Genomic DNA, 17,797 nt, shown 5'->3' with positions numbered 1-17,797 from the left:
GTCAGGCGCCGATCTTGTGCTCGCCGGTGCCGCGGCGAGAGCGCAGGTAGGTGAGCCGCTCCTCCAGGAGCTCCTCGAGCTCGTCGCGGGTGCGACGTTCGAGCAGCATGTCCCAGTGGCTGCGGGGCACCTTCACGTCCGAGCGGTCGACCTCGACGGGGGTGTCGCCGACCAGCAGGGTGGCCTCGTGGCCGCAGTGCTTGCACTCCCAGGTCTGGGGTGCATCGGCCTCGGCGGAGAAGACCATGTCGGTCTCCTTACCGCATTCGGGGCAAAGGTAAATGTAACGGGAACGCGGGGAGTACACGACGCCTTCTTCGCTCTGTAAGCTCTGGGCGCCAAGCCTCATTCCGCGCAAACTGCGATCTGCCATTGTGTGGTTCTCCTCTGTGCGCGCGTACTGCACAGTTATAAACCCACAAGCTGGGGGTTCTCTTTCCGTCGAGGACGTACTCTCAGGGCCCTCTCAGGTCAGATTCGTGCGTCGACCAGCGCTTTCAGTGCATCGCAGCGGTCCGTGACCAGCCCGTCGACTCCGAGATCCAGTAGGCGTGTCATGTCCGCCGGATCGTTCACCGTCCAGACGTGCACCTCCACCCCGGCGGCGTGCAGGATGCGCACGGTGCGCCGCGAAACGAGTCGCACGCCACTCTGCCGCTCTGGGACCTGCACGGCCACGAGACCGCGGAGCGCGCGGCGCACGGCGGAGACGGAACCGGCCTTCGCCGCCGCGATGGCGGGGAGGAACCGGCTGACAGAGGCGGAGCTGGCGACGCCGGGGAGCGCATCCACAGCTGCCCTCCTGCGCTTCTCGTCGAAGCTCGTGATGAGCACGCGATCGGTCGCACTGGCCTTGAGGATCGCAGCCGCCGCCGGGGCAGCGGACGCCGTGTCCTTGATGTCGATGTTGAACCGTGCCTGAGGGAAGGCGTCGAGCGCCTCCGTGAGCGAGCAGAACGTCTGGCCGTCGCCCAGCTGGATGCGCCGCAGCTCGGCGATCGTCAGCTGATCGACGCGCACGGAACGCCCTGCTACCCGCGTCAGATCCGGGTCGTGGCTGATCACGGCGACGCCGTCCGCGCTCGCGTGCACATCCGTCTCGAGGTGCGTCGCTCCGGCGTTCAGCGCGCGCAGGAACGCAAGGAGGGTGTTCTCCGGGGCCTCGATGGCGAGGCCCCGGTGGGCGATGATCCGGGGGAGAGGACCGCTCAGGTACGTCACGCCGGTGGAGTCTGCTCTCCGGGCGGCTCCTCTGCGGTCGGAGCGCTGGCGTCCGGCACGTCGGGAATGTCCACCTCGGGGATGTCCACCTCGGGGATCCCGGCGTCGGGGATGCCGACGCCCGGTGCGCCCGGCGCTGCCTGGGCTGCGGCGGCGGCTGCCGCCTCCAGCGCAGCGGCGACCTCGGCATGTGCGTCCTCGGCGGCCGCTGCAGCTTCGGCCTGGGCGGCCTCCGCTGCTTCGGCGACGGCAGGATCGGGGATCGCAGGGGAGCCGGGCACGCCGGGGATCCCCTTGTCTCCGAACGCCTTCCCGATGCCCTGCAGCGCCTGCGTGAGCTCGCTCGGGATGATCCACAGCTTGTTCGCCGGACCCTCCGCCAGCTTCGGCAGCGTCTGCAGGTACTGGTACGCCAGCAGCATGTTGTCCGGGTTCCCCTGATGGATGGCGCCGAAGACCGTCGTGATCGCCTTCGCCTCGCCCTCCGCTCGGAGCACCGCGGCCTTCGCGTCACCCTCGGCCTTGAGGATGGCGGCCTGCCGCATTCCCTCCGCGTTGAGGATCTCGGACTGCTTCGTGCCCTCTGCGGTGAGGATGACCGCTCGGCGGTCACGCTCTGCGCGCATCTGCTTCTCCATCGAGTCCTGGATGGAGAGGGGCGGGTCGATCGCCTTCAGCTCGACGCGCGACACTCGGATGCCCCACTTGCCGGTGGCTTCGTCGAGCACGATGCGGAGCTGGCCGTTGATGTTGTCTCGGCTGGTGAGCGCCTCTTCGAGGTTGAGGCCGCCGACCACGTTACGGAGCGTCGTGGTGGTGAGCTGCTCGACCGCGCCGAGGTAGTTGGCGATCTCGTAGGTGGCGGCCCGCGCATCCGTCACCTGGAAGTAGACGACCGTGTCGATCGACACGACCAGGTTGTCCTCGGTGATGACCGGCTGCGGCGGAAACGACACCACCTGCTCCCGCATGTCGAGGAGCGGCCGCACCTTGTCGACGAACGGCACCACCACGTTGAGTCCTGGGTTCAGGGTCTTGTGGTACTTGCCCAGGCGCTCCACCACACCGGCGCGTGCCTGCGGGATGATGCGGATCGCCCGGAACAGGGTGACCAGGACGAAGACCACGATGATGACGATGATGACCGTCACCACGATTCCCACGACCAATTGGCTGGCGTCTGTCACGACGCGCTCCTTTCTGTGAAGTCGTCAGCGCCCGCCGAGACAGGGGCGGGCGCCACGACGGCGGTCGCCCCCTCGATCGAGACGACGACGACGTGCTCGCCGGGGACCAGCTGCGGCGGTCCTGACGTGAGGCCGGTCGCGAGGCGCGCCGTCCAGGTCTCCCCGACCGCCAGCTTGACCTGACCGGTCGTGCGCGAGACGGTGTCGACGACGGTGCCGGACATGCCGATCAGCGCATCCACATTGCTCTTCGCCGGATCGCCGCCGCGTTTGAGCGCGTGCAGGAGAGGAGGCCGGATGAAGAAGATGAGGATGACGGAGAGCGCGGCGGCGATGAGGAGCTGCAGCCACCACGGCGCGCCGACCAGGCCGGAGACGAGACCGCCGACGCTTCCGACGGCGATCATCAGGAAGACGAAGTCGAGCGTCAGCATCTCGATGATGATGAACACGAGGATGAGGACGAGCCAGACGATCCAGGCGAAGGATGCGATGTCCACGGCGACTCCCTTCACTGTCGTACTCCGACCGTAGCAGGTGGCGAACCGGCGGCGCGGAACCCACTTGGTAGTCTCAGGGACGAGAAACCCATCTTTCTAGGAGTCTTCGTGTCCAACCCTCTCGCAGCTGGTTCCCTCGCAGGGAAGCGCGCGCTCATCACCGGTTCGTCTCGCGGAATCGGTGCAGACACTGCCCAGTACCTCGCCGCCGCCGGTGCCAGTGTCGTCATCAACTTCCGCAACAAGGAGGCCCGCGCCGTCAAGCTCGCGGACAGCATCAGGGAGGCGGGAGGCACGGCGATCACGGTCGGCGCCGACCTCACCGATCCCGCGTCCGTCGCCGGGATGTTCGACACCGTCCGCTCCGAGTGGGGCGGCCTCGACATCCTGGTGCTGAACGCCTCAGGCGGCATGGAGTCCGGCATGGCGGAGGACTACGCGATGCAGCTGAACCGCGACGCGCAGGTCAACACGCTGACCGCCGCGCTTCCGCTGCTCGACGCCGGGTCGCGCGTCGTGTTCGTGACGAGCCACCAGGCACACTTCATCAACACCACGCCTACGATGCCGGAGTACGAGGCCGTCGCCATCAGCAAGCGCGCCGGAGAGGACGCCCTGCGCGCGCTCATCCCGGCGCTGACCGAGAAGGGCGTCGAGTTCGTCGTCGTTTCCGGCGACATGATCGAGGGCACCATCACGGCGACCCTGCTCAACCGGCTGAACCCCGGCGCGATCGACGCGCGCAAGGAGGCGGCAGGCAAGCTCTACAACGTGAGCGAGTTCGCTGCCGAGATCGCGCAGGCGGTGGTCGACCCCATCCCGGCCGATCACACGCGCCTGGTCGGCGACGTCTCCGACTTCGTGCCGGTCGCCGAATGAAGGCCGCCGACCTCGGGCTGCTGACGGGCGTCTCGACGCCCACCGTGCATCCGGGCGGAACGCGCGCCGTTGTGTCGGTCACGCATCCGTCGCTGGAGGCCGACGCGACGGTCGGTCAGCTCTGGACCGTGCCGCTCACCGGGCACGCAGCTCCCAAGCGGTTCACCCGCGGCTTCCGCGACACCGCTCCGCGGTTCTCGCCGGACGGACGGCTGATCGCGTTCCTGCGTTCCGCTCCGAAGGCCGCCCCGCAGCTCTACGTGGTGGATGCGGCGGGAGGAGAGCCAGTGCAGGTCACGGACAGGAAGCTCGGCGTGTCCGAGTTCGCCTGGGCTCCGGATGCGCGCTCGCTGGCGTTCGTCAGCCGCGAGCCGGAGCAGGGTCGCTACGGCACCGTGGACGGGCTGGAGGCGAACGCCGAGCCGCCTCGCCACATCCACACTCTGAAATATCAGGCAAACGGCCTCGGGTACACGAACGACCGTCGCGCACACGTGTTCAGCGTCCCTGTGCCGGACGTGTGGGGCGAGCCGGTGCCGAAGGCGGCGCCGGAAACCGACGGGACCACCGCATCCACCCCGCTAATCGAGGAGCCCCGGCAGGTGACGACGGGGGACTGGGACGACGGCTCCATCGCGTTCTCGCCGGACGGCGCGACGATCGCGTTCGTCTCCGCCCGCCACGAGAGCCGCGACGACGACCTGCGCTCCAGCGTGTTCCTGCTCGCTGCTGACGGATCGGGCGACCCGCGCGACGTCACGTCGGAGCACGGCAGCTTCTCCATCGTCGACCTGGCGTACGGCCTGAACGGCGTGCTCTACTTCTCTGCGCAGGACGTGGGGGAGAGCGGCAGGGACTTCGTCGGCCGCAACACCGCGCTCTACGCCATCGACCAGCAGGGCGATGCGCCGAGGCGCCTCACCGACCCGGAGACGGTCGACCTCACCGAGAGTGCCATCGTGGCATACCAGGACGACTCCGTACTGGTGACCGACCGCAGCAGGGGAGCGCTCGTGCTCACGGCCGTGACGTCGAGCGGTGAGCTGCGCCGCCTGACCGATCCGGCGACCGTGGTCGGGGGAGTCGCCGTGGCCGGAGACGTGGTCGTGGCGTCGGTGGCGGACGCGGAGACGGCTGGCGAGGTCGCCATCGTCGGGGACGCAGGCGGGGACGGAGCACTGCGTAAGCTCACCGACTTCTCGGCTGAGCTGCGTTCGGCAGGCGTGCTCCCGATCCGGGAGCTGACCGTGACGGCGCGGGACGGCTATCCCGTGCACGGCTGGGTGGTCGCGCCGGAGGGGGATGGACCGCATCCCGTGCTGCTGAACATCCACGGAGGGCCGTTCGCGGCGTACACCGGCAGCCTGTTCGACGAGGCTCAGGTGTACGCGGCCGCCGGCTACGCGGTCGTGATGTGCAACCCGCGCGGCTCGGCCGGGTACGGCCAGGAGCACGGGCGCGTGATCCGCCAGGCGATGGGCACCGTGGACCTGACCGATGTGCTCGACTTCCTCGACGGGGCGCTCGCGGAGAACGCGAGCTTCGACGCCTCCAGGGTCGGCATCATGGGCGGGTCGTACGGCGGCTACCTCACGGCGTGGACCATTGCGCACGAGCACCGTTTCGCGGCAGCCATCGTGGAGCGCGGTTTCCTCGATCCGGAGGGGTTCGTCGGCACGAGCGACATCGGCAGCTTCTTCGGCGACGAGTACGTCGGCACCGATCCGGAGCTGATGCGGTCGCAGAGCCCGCAGGCGGTGGTCGGCGACGTCCGCACCCCGACGCTGGTGCTGCACTCGGCCAACGACCTGCGCTGCCCGCTCGGCCAGGCGGAGCGCTACTACGCTGCGCTCAAGCGCAACGGGGTGGATGCGGAGCTGCTCATCTTCCCAGGAGAGGACCACGAGCTGAGCCGCGGAGGGCGTCCTCGCCACCGCGCCCAGCGCTTCGACGCGATCCTCGACTGGTGGGCGCGGCACCTGCCGAGCGCGCAGAATCGCGGCTGAGCCGACCGGTACGGAGCCGTCCGTTACGGAACGGAACGACGAAGGGCCCCGCTCGCGCGGGGCCCTTCGCTGTGGGTGAACCGATCAGGCGGCGGCGGGCGCCGACGTGGCCGCGAGCACGTCCTTGCCGAACGTGAAGGCGCGGACGATGCCGATTATGCCGAGCACGATCAGCGCGATCGCGGCGAAGATCAACAGGAACAGAGCTGACGACGCCGGGAGGAACAGCACAACGATGCCGGCCAGGATGCTGATGACGCCGAAGGTGATCGCCCAGCCGGACGACGCGGCCCGGCCTGCCTCCGCGATGGACATGATGCCCTCGATGATCCACGCGACGCCGACGAACGCGATGGCGAGGATCACGAGCGTCGCGGCGGCGACGGTCACGTTCTTGAGGGCGATGATGCCGGCGAAGACGAGCAGTGCGCCGAACACGATGTGCATCGCACGGATGCCGCCGGTGATCCCCTTGCTGAAGATGCCGATGGCCAGCCGCATGACGCCGGCGACGATGAAGTAGATCCCGAGGAAGAACGCGACCACCGCGAGCGTCTTCACCGGCCAGAACAGCAGAACAACGCCGAGGATGACCGCTACAGCGCCGCTGATGCCGAGGGCGGCGCGCACGCCGTTGATGGCGCCGCGGGTGAGGTCCGCAGCGTTGAGGGCGAACTCCTGGAACGGAGCTGAGGTGGAGCCTGGTGTCGACATGATGATCCCCTTGATCCTTCGGTGCCGCGTCATGCTGCGGCTCTGCTGCTGACCCTATCGCTCCGGCGGCGGCGCCCAGGGGCGTATGACGGCGTTTCTGTGCCGCAGCCGCCGCGGCGAACGGGGGATCGACGGAACGCGGGCGGTGCGGCCAGCCCGAACGATCGACGTTCCGGCGCCGATCACGGGTCGACTGCGGTGAGCGACGCGACGATCCGGGCGAGCCCCCATCGCCAGGCGCGCTCGACGTCGCCGCCGAGGCCGAACATCCCGCCGAGCTCCATGGTGATGAACCCGTTCGCCCACGCCGTGACGAGACGCGCACCCTCCAGGGCGTGTTCCGGCCCGGTGAGGCCAGCCACGGCGTCGAGCAGCGGGGCTGCGCTGCGCGCCACGGCCGTCGGCTCCGGCCGCGGTGTGCCGTGGGCGGCGAAGACGAGGCCGAAGCCCACGGGATGCTCGTGCGCGAACAGGCGAAGAGCATCCGCCTGCGCCATGAGCCGTCGGGTGGGATGCGGCTCGTCGCCCGTCGCGGCGATGCGATCGGTCAGGTCGTCGAGGGTGGCCGCGACGACGAGCGCCAGCAGCTCGCGCCGATCGCGAACCCGTTTGTACAGGGATGGGGCGCGCACTCCGACGCGCTGGGCGACCGCCTGCATGGTGAGACCGTCCAGACCGCTGCGCTCGATGAGTTCACGCCCCGCGGCCACGATCGCAGCGAGCGAGGTCTTCTCGGGGGTCGGCATGCTTGCATCTCCTCTCCATAGCTAACTAGCATAGCCATCATGGAACTCGCACCCGGTCTTCGCCGTATCGGCAACGACATCATCGCCGTCCATCTCATCGTGACTGACGAGGGAATGACCCTCGTCGACACGGGGCTTCCCGGCCACTACAACGACCTGAAGAAGGAGCTCGCCGCCCTGGGGCGTCCGCTGTCCGACATCAAGGGCATCGTCCTGACGCACGGGGACAGCGACCACACCGGCTTCGCCGAGCGCCTGCGTGAGGAGCTCGGCATCCCGGTCTATGTCGGTGCGGGCGATGCGGCGCGGGCGATGGGGGAGAAGCCTCCTTCGCCGCCGAAGGATCGCCGCAGGCTCGGCCCGGTGCTCGGCTTCTTCGCGTACGCGATTCGCAAGGGCGGTGTGCGTATGCCCGCTGTCAAGGAGGTCGTGCCGGTCTCGGACGGCGAGGTTCTCGAGCTGCCGGGCGCGCCGGTCATCATCGCGATGCCCGGTCATTCGCCCGGGAGCGTCGCGATCCACGTTCCTGCGGTGCGGGCGGTGTTCGTGGGTGACGAGCTCACGACACGGAGCGTGCTGACCGGCGAGGCGGGACCGCAGCCTGCGCCGTTCACCGACGACCAGGCGGAATCGTCCGTCTCGCTCGAGAAGCTCGCCACCCTCGACGTCGACTTCGTGATCCCCGGCCACGGACCAGCGTGGACGAAAGGCGCACCGGCATTGGTCACGGCGTATCGAGAGGCCGAGAAGCGAGGCTAGGCGGACCAGGTCGACGGAAAGCACTCCGGTCGACTGGCCGAACCGGCGCTTGAAAGCCTCGCGTCTTACAGCTGATAATGCACATTATGTCAGAACGCGTTTTGTGTGGCGTCCTCTCGATTCGCCCCGCCGCAGGAGCGAGCGTCACGTCACCGGTCCCCTGAACAGTGCGCATCGCCTAGTCTGATGGCAGTCTCGGAACCTGACCGCGACGATTGGTTGCAGAGCGAGGAGAAACACGATGGGCGTCGCATTCCCGGCGGACACCGTCTCGATTACAACCGCGAACGGTGACATCGTCATCCTGCGCATCTGTGATCTGTGCGGTGCCGCCGTCGTCGAAGCCGAGGGAACCGATCTCGCGTTCCACAAGCGCTGGCACCGGGCCACCGGCTCCGGCAACTGGGTCGACCCAGCGACCCGCCGCCTCCACGGTCCAGGGAACCCGCGCTTCTCGAGTGGGACGGCTGACTGAAGGCTACGCGCCCGCCACCGCATCCAGCTCGTACGGCAGCCGGTCGACGATCTCGCTCGCGAGGAACCCCAGCGGCGCAATGGTGCGAGCGAGCGACTCCCCCGCCGCCGAGTGCAGGAAGGTCCCCCACACCGCCGCCTGGATCGGCGTAGAGCCGCGCGCGGAGAGACCCGCGATGGCGCCGGCCAGCGCATCCCCGCTCCCGGACGTGCCGAGACCCGGCCCGCCCTCGGCGATGAGATAGACGCCGCCGTCCTGATCGGCGACGACGCCGTGGCAGGTCACCACAGCGCGGTAGCGTTGGGCGATCGCCGCGATGTCTGCGCGATCGTCGCGCAGCGGCCGACCGAGCAGCACCGCAGCCTCCTCCTTGTTCGGGGTGAGGATGCGCCGTCCTCCGCCGTGGCGCGGCGTCCCGGCGAGGGCGCCGAGGGCGTACGCGTCGAGCACGATCGTGGCGTCCCGCCCGACGGAACCATCCAGGCGCCGCAGCATGATCTTCGTCTCCCGGATGTCGTCCAGGCCGGGGCCGAGCAGCACCGCGTCCGCCGAGCCCAGATCTGAGGCGGCAGAGTCGATCGACCGGCCAAGGACGCTACCGCTGCCCCTGCCGCGCCCACCGCGCTCCCGCAGCGGCACGACCCCGCACTCCGGAAAGGCGACGGCCGCTGCAGTGGCAGAGAACTCCCCGATCGCCAGCGTGAGCCGTCCGGCGCCGACGCGGAGGGCCGCTGTCCCTGCCAGCAGCGCAGCGCCGGGCGACCTGGCCGCTCCCCCGACCACCACGAGCTCACCGCGTGACCGTTTCGACTCGCCGGGCTCAGGAAGAGGCCAGCCGCGCAGCAGGCTGGCATCGACTTCGACGGGCGCAGGGTTACTCGGTGACACGGGCTGCTCCTGGATGCTCTGTGGTCGGGAGACCAGCCGCCTCCAGATGGGCGTCGTCCGAGAATGACTCAACCTGCCAGCCAGCTCCATCCGCGACGAGCGTGGTCACCGTGGCATTGCCGACCACTCTGTCGATGAGGAAGTCGTTCAGCTGCGCCTCCGTCCAGCCGAGGAGGATATAGAGGAACAGGCTGACCACCGCATCGTGGGTGAACAGCAGCACGGTGCGACCATCGGAGGCAGCGAGCTCCGACACGAAGGATCGCAGGCGAAGCGCCACGTCCGTCCATGCCTCCCCTCCCGGTGGCCGGTAGTAGAACTTGCCGAGCCACCTTCGGCGGGCTGCCTCATCGGGCAGCCGAGCATCCACACCGCGAGCGGTGAGTGCATCCAGGATGCCCAGTTCGCGGTCCCGGAGGCGCTCGTCGGTGAGGAACGGGCGGTCACCCAGCGCCAGGTGGGCCGTGCTCACCGCACGCAGATACGGCGAGCTCCACACCCGCGCACCATACCCGTCAACGCCGAGTTCGGCGTCGAGGCGTGGTCGCAATGCCGCGGCCTGCTGCTCGCCGAGTGCGGAGAGCGGCACGTCGGCGTCACGCGCTGTGACGTCGATCACCTCCGCTCCGGCAGCCTCGGCAGCAGTCGCGGCCACGTTGGCTATGCTCTCGCCGTGGCGGACGAGGATGATCTTCGCGGCGGTCATGGCCCGGAGTGTACGCCGCGTGTCGACGGCTGTCCGTCGCCCGGGTCACTCACCGGCCAGCGCGCTCCCGGTGAGCTCGTGGCGGGAGAACGTGTACACGATGCAGTAGTACGTGCGGTCGCCCGTCGCCCACGTCGCATCCGTGTCCGGGTAGCGCAGGTCCAGCTGGACGTCTTCGCCCCAGATGGCGACCCAGTGCCAGTTCAGGAACGGCTCGCAGAGGTCGCTGATCTGGGAGTCGAGTGCGGCCGTGCCAGGGAACGCCGACCCGGCGGGCTGCGGCAGCTCGCCTTTCGTCAGGAGCTGTGCGATGTGCTGCTGGGAGCAGTCGATCACCGGGTAGCCGTCCGCCCACTTCGAGTCGTAGGTCTGAAGGCAGTCGCCGCGGCTGATGGATGCGACGGGTACGGCAGGGACGGTGGCGACATGTGTCGTAGTGGGACGCGGCGGCAGGCCGAGCGGAGTCGGCGCCGAGCCCGGATCGAACGTGTGCGGTGCGAGAGCCGCGGGTGTTGGTGACGTAGCCGCTCGTGCGCCGCTGCCCGGGATGCCCGTCGCGACGACCCCGACCACCAGGAGCACGACACCGATGCCGGCGGTGATCGCGACGAGCAGAAGCCAGCCGCGACGCGACAGGCCGGCGGGGATGGTCTCTTCAGGCCCTCCGGAGCTGTCACGCGATCGGCGGACTGGCACGCGCTACCTCCCTCTCCCCCGTTCAGAGCTCAATGATCGGGCCACGATCGCGCTGCGCGGCCTGGACCGACCGCAACAGTAACACCGGCCGCTGCGTCTCCGAACGCCAGCGACCTCGCGGCAGCGCCGCCCAGGGGCAGCAGCCGCGCATCACTGCCCCCGCTCCAGCTCCGCCCGCAATCGCCGTGCCACCTCGAGAGCCGCGGACAGCTCCTCCGGCTCCGCAAACCGAGCCGTCCGTTCTGCCCACTCCGTCCGCAGGGGGCGGATGCGTTCGAGGGTCGCCCTCCCCTGATCCGTCAGCTCGACGAGGGGCGCCCTGGCATCGGAAGGATCCTGGATGCGCGCCACCAGGCCGGCTCGCTCCAGGGCGGCGACGCCCTCGGCGGCGGACTGCCTGCGCATCCCCCGTCGACGGGCGATCCCTGCGACGCTCACTGGTCCGTGAGCGACGGCGCCGAGGGTGAGCCAGCGCGCAGCGGTCAGCCCTTCCCCCGCCACGATGTCGTCGCCCGCCCTGGTGAGCGCGTCGGCGAGCCGGAAGACCTCGTCGACGAGTTCGGTCAGGTGCGCACCCTCGACGTTCACGGTCGCTCGACCAGGCAGACGATGTGGCCGTCCCTGTCGCGCACGACGGACATGCGCTCGCCCCACGGCTGGACGGCAGGTGCATCCACCACCGCTCCCCCGGCGCCGACCCAGTCTGCGACGACCGCGTCGAGGCCGGTCACGGCGAAGGTCAACGCCACCGCAGCATCCGATGACTCTGTCGGGCGCTCGTGCACCATGAGCTCGGTGCCGTCCGCGGTGCGCAGCCACGCGAATCCGTCGCTCCGGCGTTCGACGCAGAGCCCGAGCACCCCGCCGTACAGGGCGACGGCGGCGGCCAGCGACGCGGCCGAGAGGACGATGCGATGAAGGGTCGGACCAGAAGTCACAGGAGCAGAGGTCATAGTGGCATGATCGTCGATTGACAGGCGCCTGTCAATATTCTCTTCACAACGCGTCGAGCTCGTCGCGCCGACGCCGGAGGTACGCGAGTTCGGCTGTGTTGTCCGCGCGTGCGATCGCCGCGTCGTATGCGTCGCGCGCCTCGGCGGTGCGCCCTCGTCTCCGCAACGCGTCCGCGCGGGCGGCGTGAAACGGGTGGTAGGCAGACAGCTCGGGCTCGAGCGTGTCGATGATCGCCAGGCCGGCGTCGAGGCCGTCGCGCTCCCCCACCGCTATCGCCCGGTTGAGGCGGACGATCGGCGACGGGTCGAGACCCACCAGCTGGTCGTAGAGGGCCACCACCTGCGCCCAGTCCGGTGCGTCGCCGTCGGTGTGCACGGCGTTGATCGCGGCGAGAAGCTGGTAGCGACCGGGTGCGACGCCGGTGGCGAGGCGTTCGCGCACCAGCGCGTGGCCCTCGGCGATCAACGTCTCGTCCCACTGGCCCCTGTCCTGCTCCGGCAGAGAGACCAGCGCACCGGCCGACGACAACCGCGCCGAGCGCCGAGCCTCGGTCAGCAGCATCAGCCCGAGCATCCCTGTCGTCTCGCCGTCGTCGGGGAGCAGTGCGTGCAGTAGCCGGGTGAGACGGATCGCCTCGCCGGTGAGGTCGCCGCGCACCGGCGCCGACTCCGAGCCGGACGCGAGGTAGCCCTCGTTGAAGATCAGGAACAGCACGGTGAGCACGCCGGAGACGCGACGGGGCAGGTCGGCGGCGGTCGGCACCCGGAACGGGATGCCCGCAGCCGCGATCTTGGCCTTGGCGCGGGTGATACGGGCGCCCATCGTGGTGTCCTGCACCAGGAAGGCGCTGGCGATCTCCGGCACGCTCAGTCCGCCGACCATCCGGAGCGTCAGGGCCACCCGCGCCTCCATCGCGAGCGCCGGGTGGCAGCAGATGAAGAGCAGCCGCAGCCGGTCGTCGTCGATGGCGCCGAGCTGCTCATGCTCCGATTCCATGTCGTACACGAGCAGCGCCTCTCTGTGCCGCGCATCCCTGGTGCTCTCCCGCCGGATGCGGTCGATCGCCTTGCGGGTCGCGGTCGTGGTGAGCCACGCGCCCGGGTTGGGCGGAACGCCATCTCGCGGCCAGCGTTCCGCAGCGGTTGCGTAAGCGTCCGCGGCCGCGTCTTCAGCCGTATCGAGGCTCCCGAACCGCTTGGCGAGCGTCGCCACCACCCGCGCCCACTCGTCGCGGTGGGCGCGGGTCAGCGCATCCTGGATATCCGTCACGCCTGCCGATCACTCCTGGAGCAGCGGTCGCACTTCGAGACGGCGGTTGCAGGCTTTCGAGCCCTCTGCCATCAGCTCCAGGGCGACGTCGAGGTCGGGCGCCTCGATGATCCAGAGACCGGCCGCCCACTCCTTCGCCTCGACGAACGGGCCATCGGTGAAGACCGGCTCGTCGCCTCTGCCGTCCACGACGGTCGATACCGTTGGATCCGCGAGCCCCGCGGCGAACACCCAGTGCCCGCCCGCGCGGAGCTTGTCGTTGAACACGTCGATCGCTGCGCCCTCCTCGGCCGTTCCCGAGTTGCTGCGTCCGTCGATCACATTCACCAGGTACTGCATGATCAGGTCCTCTCCCCTACATCGGCGATCCTGCGCCTACTCGGCGATCCTGCGCTTCGGGCCGACACCCTCCGGAACCTCGCCATGCTGGTGCAGGTGCGGGGCGTACACGAGCTTAAGCGTGCGCCCGTCGAGCACGGTCGACTCGACGAGGTCCAGATCGAACTCCGGGCCCCCGTGGAACAGGGCGGCGCGTCCTGCGTCGCCGGAGATCACCGGGAACATCATCAGCTCGACCCTGTCGACGAGCCCTGCTGCGAGAAGGGCTCGGTTCAGTTCGACGCTGCCGTGCGACCGCATCGGGACGTCGGTGGTGCGCTTCAGCCGCTCGATCGCAGTCACCGCGTCCTCGGCGAGCACCGTCGAGTTCTCCCAACCGAGCGGCTCTTCGAGGGTGTGCGAGAAGACGATCTTCGGCAGCCGGTTGAGGCTGCCGTAGTACGGTTCGTCGAAGATCGTCACGAACTTCCGGAACTGGCGGAACGTGGTCGCACCGAAGACGAGCACCTGCTCCCGCTCGAAGGTGGCAACGCGGTCCGCGATCAGCTCCGGCCCTTCTTTGCCCCAGTATCCCGGCCAGCCGTCTGTCATGCCGAAGCCGTCGACCGTGCAGAAGAAGTCGACCGTCAGTGTGGTGCTCATCGTGATGCTTCCTTTCGTCCGTGGCAGCCCCGGCCGGGGTGCCCTCTCACTCCTGCAACGAACGCCGCGCGATCCTTTCGACAGCGCGCGGAAGAAATTCAGATAATCGTCGCGCTTAGACTGACAGCTATGGATGTGGAAGGCGAGACCACCGTGACCGGCTCCACCCCCATCGTCCTGTTCGTCTGCGTCCACAACGCCGGTCGCTCCCAGATGGCCGCAGGCTATCTGCGGGCGCTCGCCGGAGGGCGCGTCGACGTGCTCTCCGCCGGCTCGGAGCCGAAAGATCAGCTCAACCCCGTCGCGGTGCAGGTGATGGCGGAGGACGGCATCGACATCGCGGGCCAGCAGCCCAAGGTGCTCACGACCGAAGCGGTCCAGGAGTCCGACGTCGTCATCACGATGGGATGCGGCGACACCTGCCCGATCTTCCCGGGCAAGCGCTACGAGGACTGGGACCTCACCGATCCTGCCGGGCGCCCGGCAGAAGAGGTCCGTCCCATCCGCGACGAGATCAAGCGGCGCGTGCAGGCCCTGCTCGCAGAGCTGGTACCGGCCGCATCCTGAGCGTCACGCCGTACGGCGGGCACTCTCCCTGCGCTGGTCGACCAGAAGCTCGGCCGCCGCGCTCGCCTGTTCGGCGCCGTCGATCGTGATCGCGATATCGACGCCGCGCCGCCGCGTGATCACCAGCCCCTCGCTCCGCCTGGTGACGTATGCGATGCCTCTGGTCGAGATGCGGTATCCCCACCCGCCCCAGCGCAGTGGGCTGATCTGCTCCGCGCTCACCCGCTCGACATCGTCCAGCCGCACCCGGATCAGGGGAACCAGGAAGACCGTGGAGACCAGACGGATGCCGCGGGCGTCGACGGAGAGGCGCACGCGCGCCAGGAGAAGCAGCGTGCATCCCACCAGGAGCAGGATGACCGCGGGGGCGATCAGCCCGGGCGTCGCGGTCGCGATGGAGACCACAAGGCAGCAGACACCGCCTGCCACGAGGGCGATGGCTGGAGCGCCGAACCACACGCTGCCGGTCGTTCCGGACCAGACGAGCCTGTCACCGGAGCGGAGCGGCGGGGTCGGTCGCGCCTGGGCATCATCGTCCTCGTCGAGCGGCGCGGGGTCGGCCGATGGAAGCACGATGGCCACCAGTGCCCCCAGCGCGGCGACGGGGATCAGGAGAAGGAGGCGGACGCCGAGTACGGCCTCCTCCGGCGTCGCCGCCGCCGCCGTTGCCTCAGCTGGCGCCGTCCACGCGAGCGCGGAGAGACCAGCGAGAGCGACGACGATGCCCGCCCAGAGTCGAGCGGGAGCTGAGGTGCGCGAGGAGACGACGAGCGCCACCGCGCCGACGGTGAGACCGGCGACGATCGCGGCGAACATCCAGAACGACAGCCAGGGGTCAGCGAAACCGTCCGGCGTCGCGGACCCCGACCAGTGCGACGCCATCCGCTGCCCCAGTCTCGGCCCGACCGTCACGGCCGTGACGATCAACCAGCCGAGCGGGATCAGGCTCAGCAGCAGAGCGATGATCCGTCGGTAGACTCCTCGTCCTCTCACGCGATCCCCCTGATGATGACCGAGAGCTCGTTCGAGCTGATGCCTGCTCGAGCCGCCTCGGAGACGAGGGATGCTGCCGCCTCGATCAGCGAGCGCACCGACGCCGTATCTCCGGCGACGACCACGGCTCCGCGGCCGCGTCGCAGGTCGATCACCCCCGCCTCCCGCAGGTCGTCGTACGCGCGCAGCACCGTGTGCATGTTCACCCCGAGCGACCCGGCCAGCTCCCGAGCGGACGGCAATCGCTCCCCCACCCGGATCTCGCCTCTGGCCACCCCGAGCCGCACCTGGGCCACGATCTGCTCGGCGAACGACGCAGCGGACTCGGCTTCCAGACGAATCAACATGTTCGTATTCTATACAAACAAGTGGCATCGTTGGCGGCGCCTCAGCATTTGTCTCCTGCCCCCAGTCTTAGTAGTCTCCTCAGCGCGTGCCGCAGGGGAATCCGGTGCGCGTACACGACCGGGGGACGATAGTGAGACACACACCACGCTGGATGCTGGCCGCCGCGCTGTCTGCGGCGATCGTCGCGATACCGACGGCCGCTCAGGCCGATGGCTCGAACTGGTGGTACGACTACTACAGCGTCGCCGACGCCCACGCCGCAGGCTGGACGGGCAAGGGCGTCACCGTCGCCGTGATCGACGGCGGCATCAACCCGGAGCTGCCGGTGTTCGATGGGGCGGATCTCACCGTCGATCCCGCGGGGATCTGCGAGGCTGCGGACGGCACTCCGCTCCCCGCCTCCAGCACGGACATGGCCGTTTCGTTTCACGGGTCCAACGTCACCGCCGTGATCGTCGGGTCTGGCAAGGGTGCATCCGCCATCCGTGGCATCGCGCCGGACGCCGACCTCCGGTTCTACGGGATGGGCAACGCGTCGGGGTCACCGTGTCTCGGTGAGAAGTCGTTCGGCGACGCGATCGACAAGGCCGTGGCGGATGGCGCGAAGATCATCACGACCTCGGTGGGATGGTCCGGAGCGACGAACCGGGCGATCCAGTCGGTGACGAACGCGCTCGCCCACGGCGTGATCGTGCTGGCCGCAGCGCCCAACAGTCAGCTCGACACCGGGCCGTATCCAGGGAAGCTCAACGGGGTGGTCCTGGGAAGCGCATACGGCAGAACGGGCGACATCGAGAGCGATGAGCACGCCAAGGACGAGAAGGCGATCACCCCGGAGGCGACCGTCGTCGCACCCGGCGACGATCTCCTCCTCATCGGCGACAGGACGACCGGCGACTGGAACGCCTCCGTGGACGGTTCGGGAACGTCGATCGCTACGCCGATCGTGGCGGGCATCCTCGCGGATGTGTGGCAGAAGTATCCGAAAGCCACCTCCAACCAGATCATCCAGTCGATGATCCACAACACGACCGCGACGGACCATCCGCTGCTGCGCGACACCGAGATGGGATACGGCTACGGCCCTATCTCCCTGGGACACCTGCTGCGTGTCGACCCCAGGCAGTACCCGGATGTGAACCCGCTGATGGACAAGAAGCTGGGCATCCCGACCGCCAAAGAGCTCGCCGCGACGAAGGCGGACATCGCCGCTGGGCGGGAGCCGCGCGCCAGGAAGCCGTCGTCGTTCGACGGCTACGCCGCCCTCGACGCGCACGCCGCGCCCTCTCCCCTGCTGTGGTGGGTGGCCGGCGGTGTCGGGGCGCTGCTGCTGATCGCCGCCGCGGCCGTGGTGGTGGTCATCGTGACGGTGCGCAGGCGCCGTCGCCAGACCGACGGCGTCGATGGGACGGGTGGCACGGCATGATCCGGCCGCCGACCAGCGGGATCGCGCTCCCTGACACCCGCGGCGCGGTGGCCCAGAGCTGGTTCGTCGGGTACTGCGTCGCGGGCGGGCTGTTCGTCGTGGCCGCAGCGACGACTCTCGTGCTGTACCCCATCACGCTGACCTCGCGTGCGTTCACCGCGATCTTTCTGAGCATGGCCGCCACCCTGCTGTTCGCTGTCGCCAGCCTCGTCTGCCTGGCGATCTGGCAGAGCCACCTGTCCGCGACGCGCACCGAACTGGCGGACGCGCTGCTCAGGGCCGGTTACCACGGCGTGGACGCGAAGCGGCTGCTGGGGCGGGCGGCCGCCCGCGCAGCTGTGCCCGCATCCGCCGCATCCCCTCCGGCAGGCGTCGGCGTGACACTGCGGCTGCGCCGCGAACGCGACGACCAGGGGCGGCGCTGGCTCCTCGTGGATGCGGCGCCGGAGGCCGGCCAAGCGGACTGACCCGTTCGACACATG

23 protein-coding genes are annotated in these 17,797 nt (G+C 69.2%); 7 read left to right on the top strand and 16 right to left on the bottom strand.

Annotated elements, in window-relative coordinates:
- Position 1: 1 nt before the first annotated feature.
- The 4 genes from ASE16_RS09070 to ASE16_RS09055 all read right to left on the bottom strand — a co-directional run bounded on the left by ASE16_RS09070 (position 2) and on the right by ASE16_RS09055 (position 2,908).
- The gene (locus ASE16_RS09070) at positions 2–373 is read right to left on the bottom strand and encodes an RNA polymerase-binding protein RbpA (protein ID WP_055894472.1); all 372 of its coding nucleotides are present in this window, start codon (positions 371–373) and stop codon (positions 2–4) included.
- A gap of 98 nt (positions 374–471) precedes the next feature.
- A complete protein-coding gene (locus ASE16_RS09065) occupies positions 472–1,221 on the bottom strand; it encodes a glycerophosphodiester phosphodiesterase family protein (protein WP_055893876.1) in 750 nt (249 codons plus the stop codon).
- Complete coding sequence (locus tag ASE16_RS09060; protein WP_414843029.1) at positions 1,218–2,378, bottom strand: SPFH domain-containing protein; 1,161 nt, start codon at positions 2,376–2,378, stop codon at positions 1,218–1,220. Before ASE16_RS09060 ends, ASE16_RS09065 begins: the two co-directional genes overlap by 4 nt.
- A gap of 26 nt (positions 2,379–2,404) precedes the next feature.
- Entirely contained in the window at positions 2,405–2,908 is a 504-nt protein-coding gene (locus tag ASE16_RS09055; RefSeq protein WP_055893874.1) for an NfeD family protein, read from the bottom strand.
- A gap of 108 nt (positions 2,909–3,016) precedes the next feature.
- Between ASE16_RS09055 and ASE16_RS09050 the strand changes: the two genes are divergently transcribed.
- Positions 3,017–3,787, top strand: a complete 771-nt coding sequence (locus ASE16_RS09050) for an SDR family oxidoreductase (RefSeq protein WP_055893872.1) — start codon at positions 3,017–3,019, stop codon at positions 3,785–3,787.
- Positions 3,784–5,793, top strand: a complete 2,010-nt coding sequence (locus tag ASE16_RS09045; RefSeq protein ID WP_055893870.1) for a S9 family peptidase — start codon at positions 3,784–3,786, stop codon at positions 5,791–5,793. Before ASE16_RS09050 ends, ASE16_RS09045 begins: the two co-directional genes overlap by 4 nt.
- Positions 5,794–5,877: 84 nt before the next feature.
- Here the strand turns inward: ASE16_RS09045 and ASE16_RS09040 are convergent, their stop codons facing one another.
- Both ASE16_RS09040 and ASE16_RS09035 read right to left on the bottom strand, forming a co-directional pair.
- A complete protein-coding gene (locus tag ASE16_RS09040) occupies positions 5,878–6,507 on the bottom strand; it encodes an HdeD family acid-resistance protein (RefSeq protein ID WP_055893869.1) in 630 nt (209 codons plus the stop codon).
- A 182-nt stretch (positions 6,508–6,689) separates the two neighbouring features.
- A complete protein-coding gene (locus ASE16_RS09035; RefSeq protein ID WP_055893867.1) occupies positions 6,690–7,253 on the bottom strand; it encodes a TetR/AcrR family transcriptional regulator in 564 nt (187 codons plus the stop codon).
- Positions 7,254–7,292: 39 nt separating this feature from the next.
- Here ASE16_RS09035 and ASE16_RS09030 point away from each other — a divergent pair, with 39 nt between their 5' ends.
- Together ASE16_RS09030 and ASE16_RS09025 are read left to right on the top strand one after the other, a co-directional pair.
- Positions 7,293–8,012, top strand: coding sequence for an MBL fold metallo-hydrolase (locus ASE16_RS09030; protein WP_055893864.1), 720 nt, complete (start codon positions 7,293–7,295; stop codon positions 8,010–8,012).
- Between the two features lie 241 nt (positions 8,013–8,253).
- Positions 8,254–8,487 (top strand): hypothetical protein, encoded by a 234-nt coding sequence (locus tag ASE16_RS09025; protein ID WP_055893862.1) that lies wholly within the window; start codon positions 8,254–8,256, stop codon positions 8,485–8,487.
- Between the two features lie 3 nt (positions 8,488–8,490).
- On the opposite strand, the gene ASE16_RS09020 is transcribed toward ASE16_RS09025, so the two are convergent.
- The 8 genes from ASE16_RS09020 to ASE16_RS08985 form a co-directional block, all read right to left on the bottom strand.
- Entirely contained in the window at positions 8,491–9,375 is an 885-nt protein-coding gene (locus tag ASE16_RS09020) for an NAD(P)H-hydrate dehydratase (RefSeq protein ID WP_055893860.1), read from the bottom strand.
- Positions 9,362–10,081: a histidine phosphatase family protein gene (locus tag ASE16_RS09015; protein ID WP_055893858.1), complete on the bottom strand. Its 720-nt coding sequence runs from the start codon at positions 10,079–10,081 to the stop codon at positions 9,362–9,364. Before ASE16_RS09015 ends, ASE16_RS09020 begins: the two co-directional genes overlap by 14 nt.
- A gap of 45 nt (positions 10,082–10,126) precedes the next feature.
- The gene (locus ASE16_RS09010; protein WP_055893856.1) at positions 10,127–10,777 is read right to left on the bottom strand and encodes a hypothetical protein; all 651 of its coding nucleotides are present in this window, start codon (positions 10,775–10,777) and stop codon (positions 10,127–10,129) included.
- 150 nt (positions 10,778–10,927) lie between these two features.
- On the bottom strand, positions 10,928–11,365 hold the full coding sequence (locus tag ASE16_RS09005) for a MarR family winged helix-turn-helix transcriptional regulator (RefSeq protein ID WP_055893854.1): 438 nt from the start codon (positions 11,363–11,365) through the stop codon (positions 10,928–10,930).
- Positions 11,362–11,730: a VOC family protein gene (locus ASE16_RS09000; protein WP_055893852.1), complete on the bottom strand. Its 369-nt coding sequence runs from the start codon at positions 11,728–11,730 to the stop codon at positions 11,362–11,364. The genes ASE16_RS09005 and ASE16_RS09000 overlap by 4 nt, the downstream gene beginning before the upstream one ends.
- 43 nt (positions 11,731–11,773) lie before the next feature.
- On the bottom strand, positions 11,774–13,000 hold the full coding sequence (locus ASE16_RS08995) for an RNA polymerase sigma factor (protein ID WP_055893850.1): 1,227 nt from the start codon (positions 12,998–13,000) through the stop codon (positions 11,774–11,776).
- Positions 13,001–13,009: 9 nt separating this feature from the next.
- Positions 13,010–13,339 carry a YciI family protein gene (locus ASE16_RS08990; RefSeq protein ID WP_055893847.1) on the bottom strand — a complete coding sequence of 110 codons (330 nt, stop codon included), beginning with the start codon at positions 13,337–13,339 and terminating at the stop codon, positions 13,010–13,012.
- A 36-nt stretch (positions 13,340–13,375) separates the two neighbouring features.
- A complete protein-coding gene (locus ASE16_RS08985; RefSeq protein ID WP_055893845.1) occupies positions 13,376–13,981 on the bottom strand; it encodes a dihydrofolate reductase family protein in 606 nt (201 codons plus the stop codon).
- Between the two features lie 129 nt (positions 13,982–14,110).
- On the opposite strand from ASE16_RS08985, the gene ASE16_RS08980 reads away from it, so the two are divergent.
- Complete coding sequence (locus tag ASE16_RS08980; protein ID WP_055893843.1) at positions 14,111–14,548, top strand: arsenate reductase ArsC; 438 nt, start codon at positions 14,111–14,113, stop codon at positions 14,546–14,548.
- 3 nt (positions 14,549–14,551) lie between these two features.
- Here the strand turns inward: ASE16_RS08980 and ASE16_RS08975 are convergent, their stop codons facing one another.
- Together ASE16_RS08975 and ASE16_RS08970 are read right to left on the bottom strand one after the other, a co-directional pair.
- Complete coding sequence (locus tag ASE16_RS08975; protein WP_055893841.1) at positions 14,552–15,541, bottom strand: DUF1648 domain-containing protein; 990 nt, start codon at positions 15,539–15,541, stop codon at positions 14,552–14,554.
- Positions 15,538–15,888: a GntR family transcriptional regulator gene (locus ASE16_RS08970; protein ID WP_055893839.1), complete on the bottom strand. Its 351-nt coding sequence runs from the start codon at positions 15,886–15,888 to the stop codon at positions 15,538–15,540. The genes ASE16_RS08975 and ASE16_RS08970 overlap by 4 nt, the downstream gene beginning before the upstream one ends.
- Positions 15,889–16,019: 131 nt before the next feature.
- On the opposite strand from ASE16_RS08970, the gene ASE16_RS08965 reads away from it, so the two are divergent.
- Together ASE16_RS08965 and ASE16_RS08960 are read left to right on the top strand one after the other, a co-directional pair.
- Positions 16,020–17,315, top strand: coding sequence for a S8 family peptidase (locus ASE16_RS08965; RefSeq protein WP_157480227.1), 1,296 nt, complete (start codon positions 16,020–16,022; stop codon positions 17,313–17,315).
- The gene (locus ASE16_RS08960) at positions 17,312–17,782 is read left to right on the top strand and encodes a hypothetical protein (protein WP_055893835.1); all 471 of its coding nucleotides are present in this window, start codon (positions 17,312–17,314) and stop codon (positions 17,780–17,782) included. Before ASE16_RS08965 ends, ASE16_RS08960 begins: the two co-directional genes overlap by 4 nt.
- Positions 17,783–17,797 lie beyond the last annotated feature (15 nt).

The organism is Leifsonia sp. Root227 (genome assembly GCF_001428745.1).
GTDB lineage: Bacteria > Actinomycetota > Actinomycetes > Actinomycetales > Microbacteriaceae > Leifsonia.
Note: the sequence above shows the minus strand (reverse complement) of the source record. Positions and strands in the feature narration are given on the sequence as shown.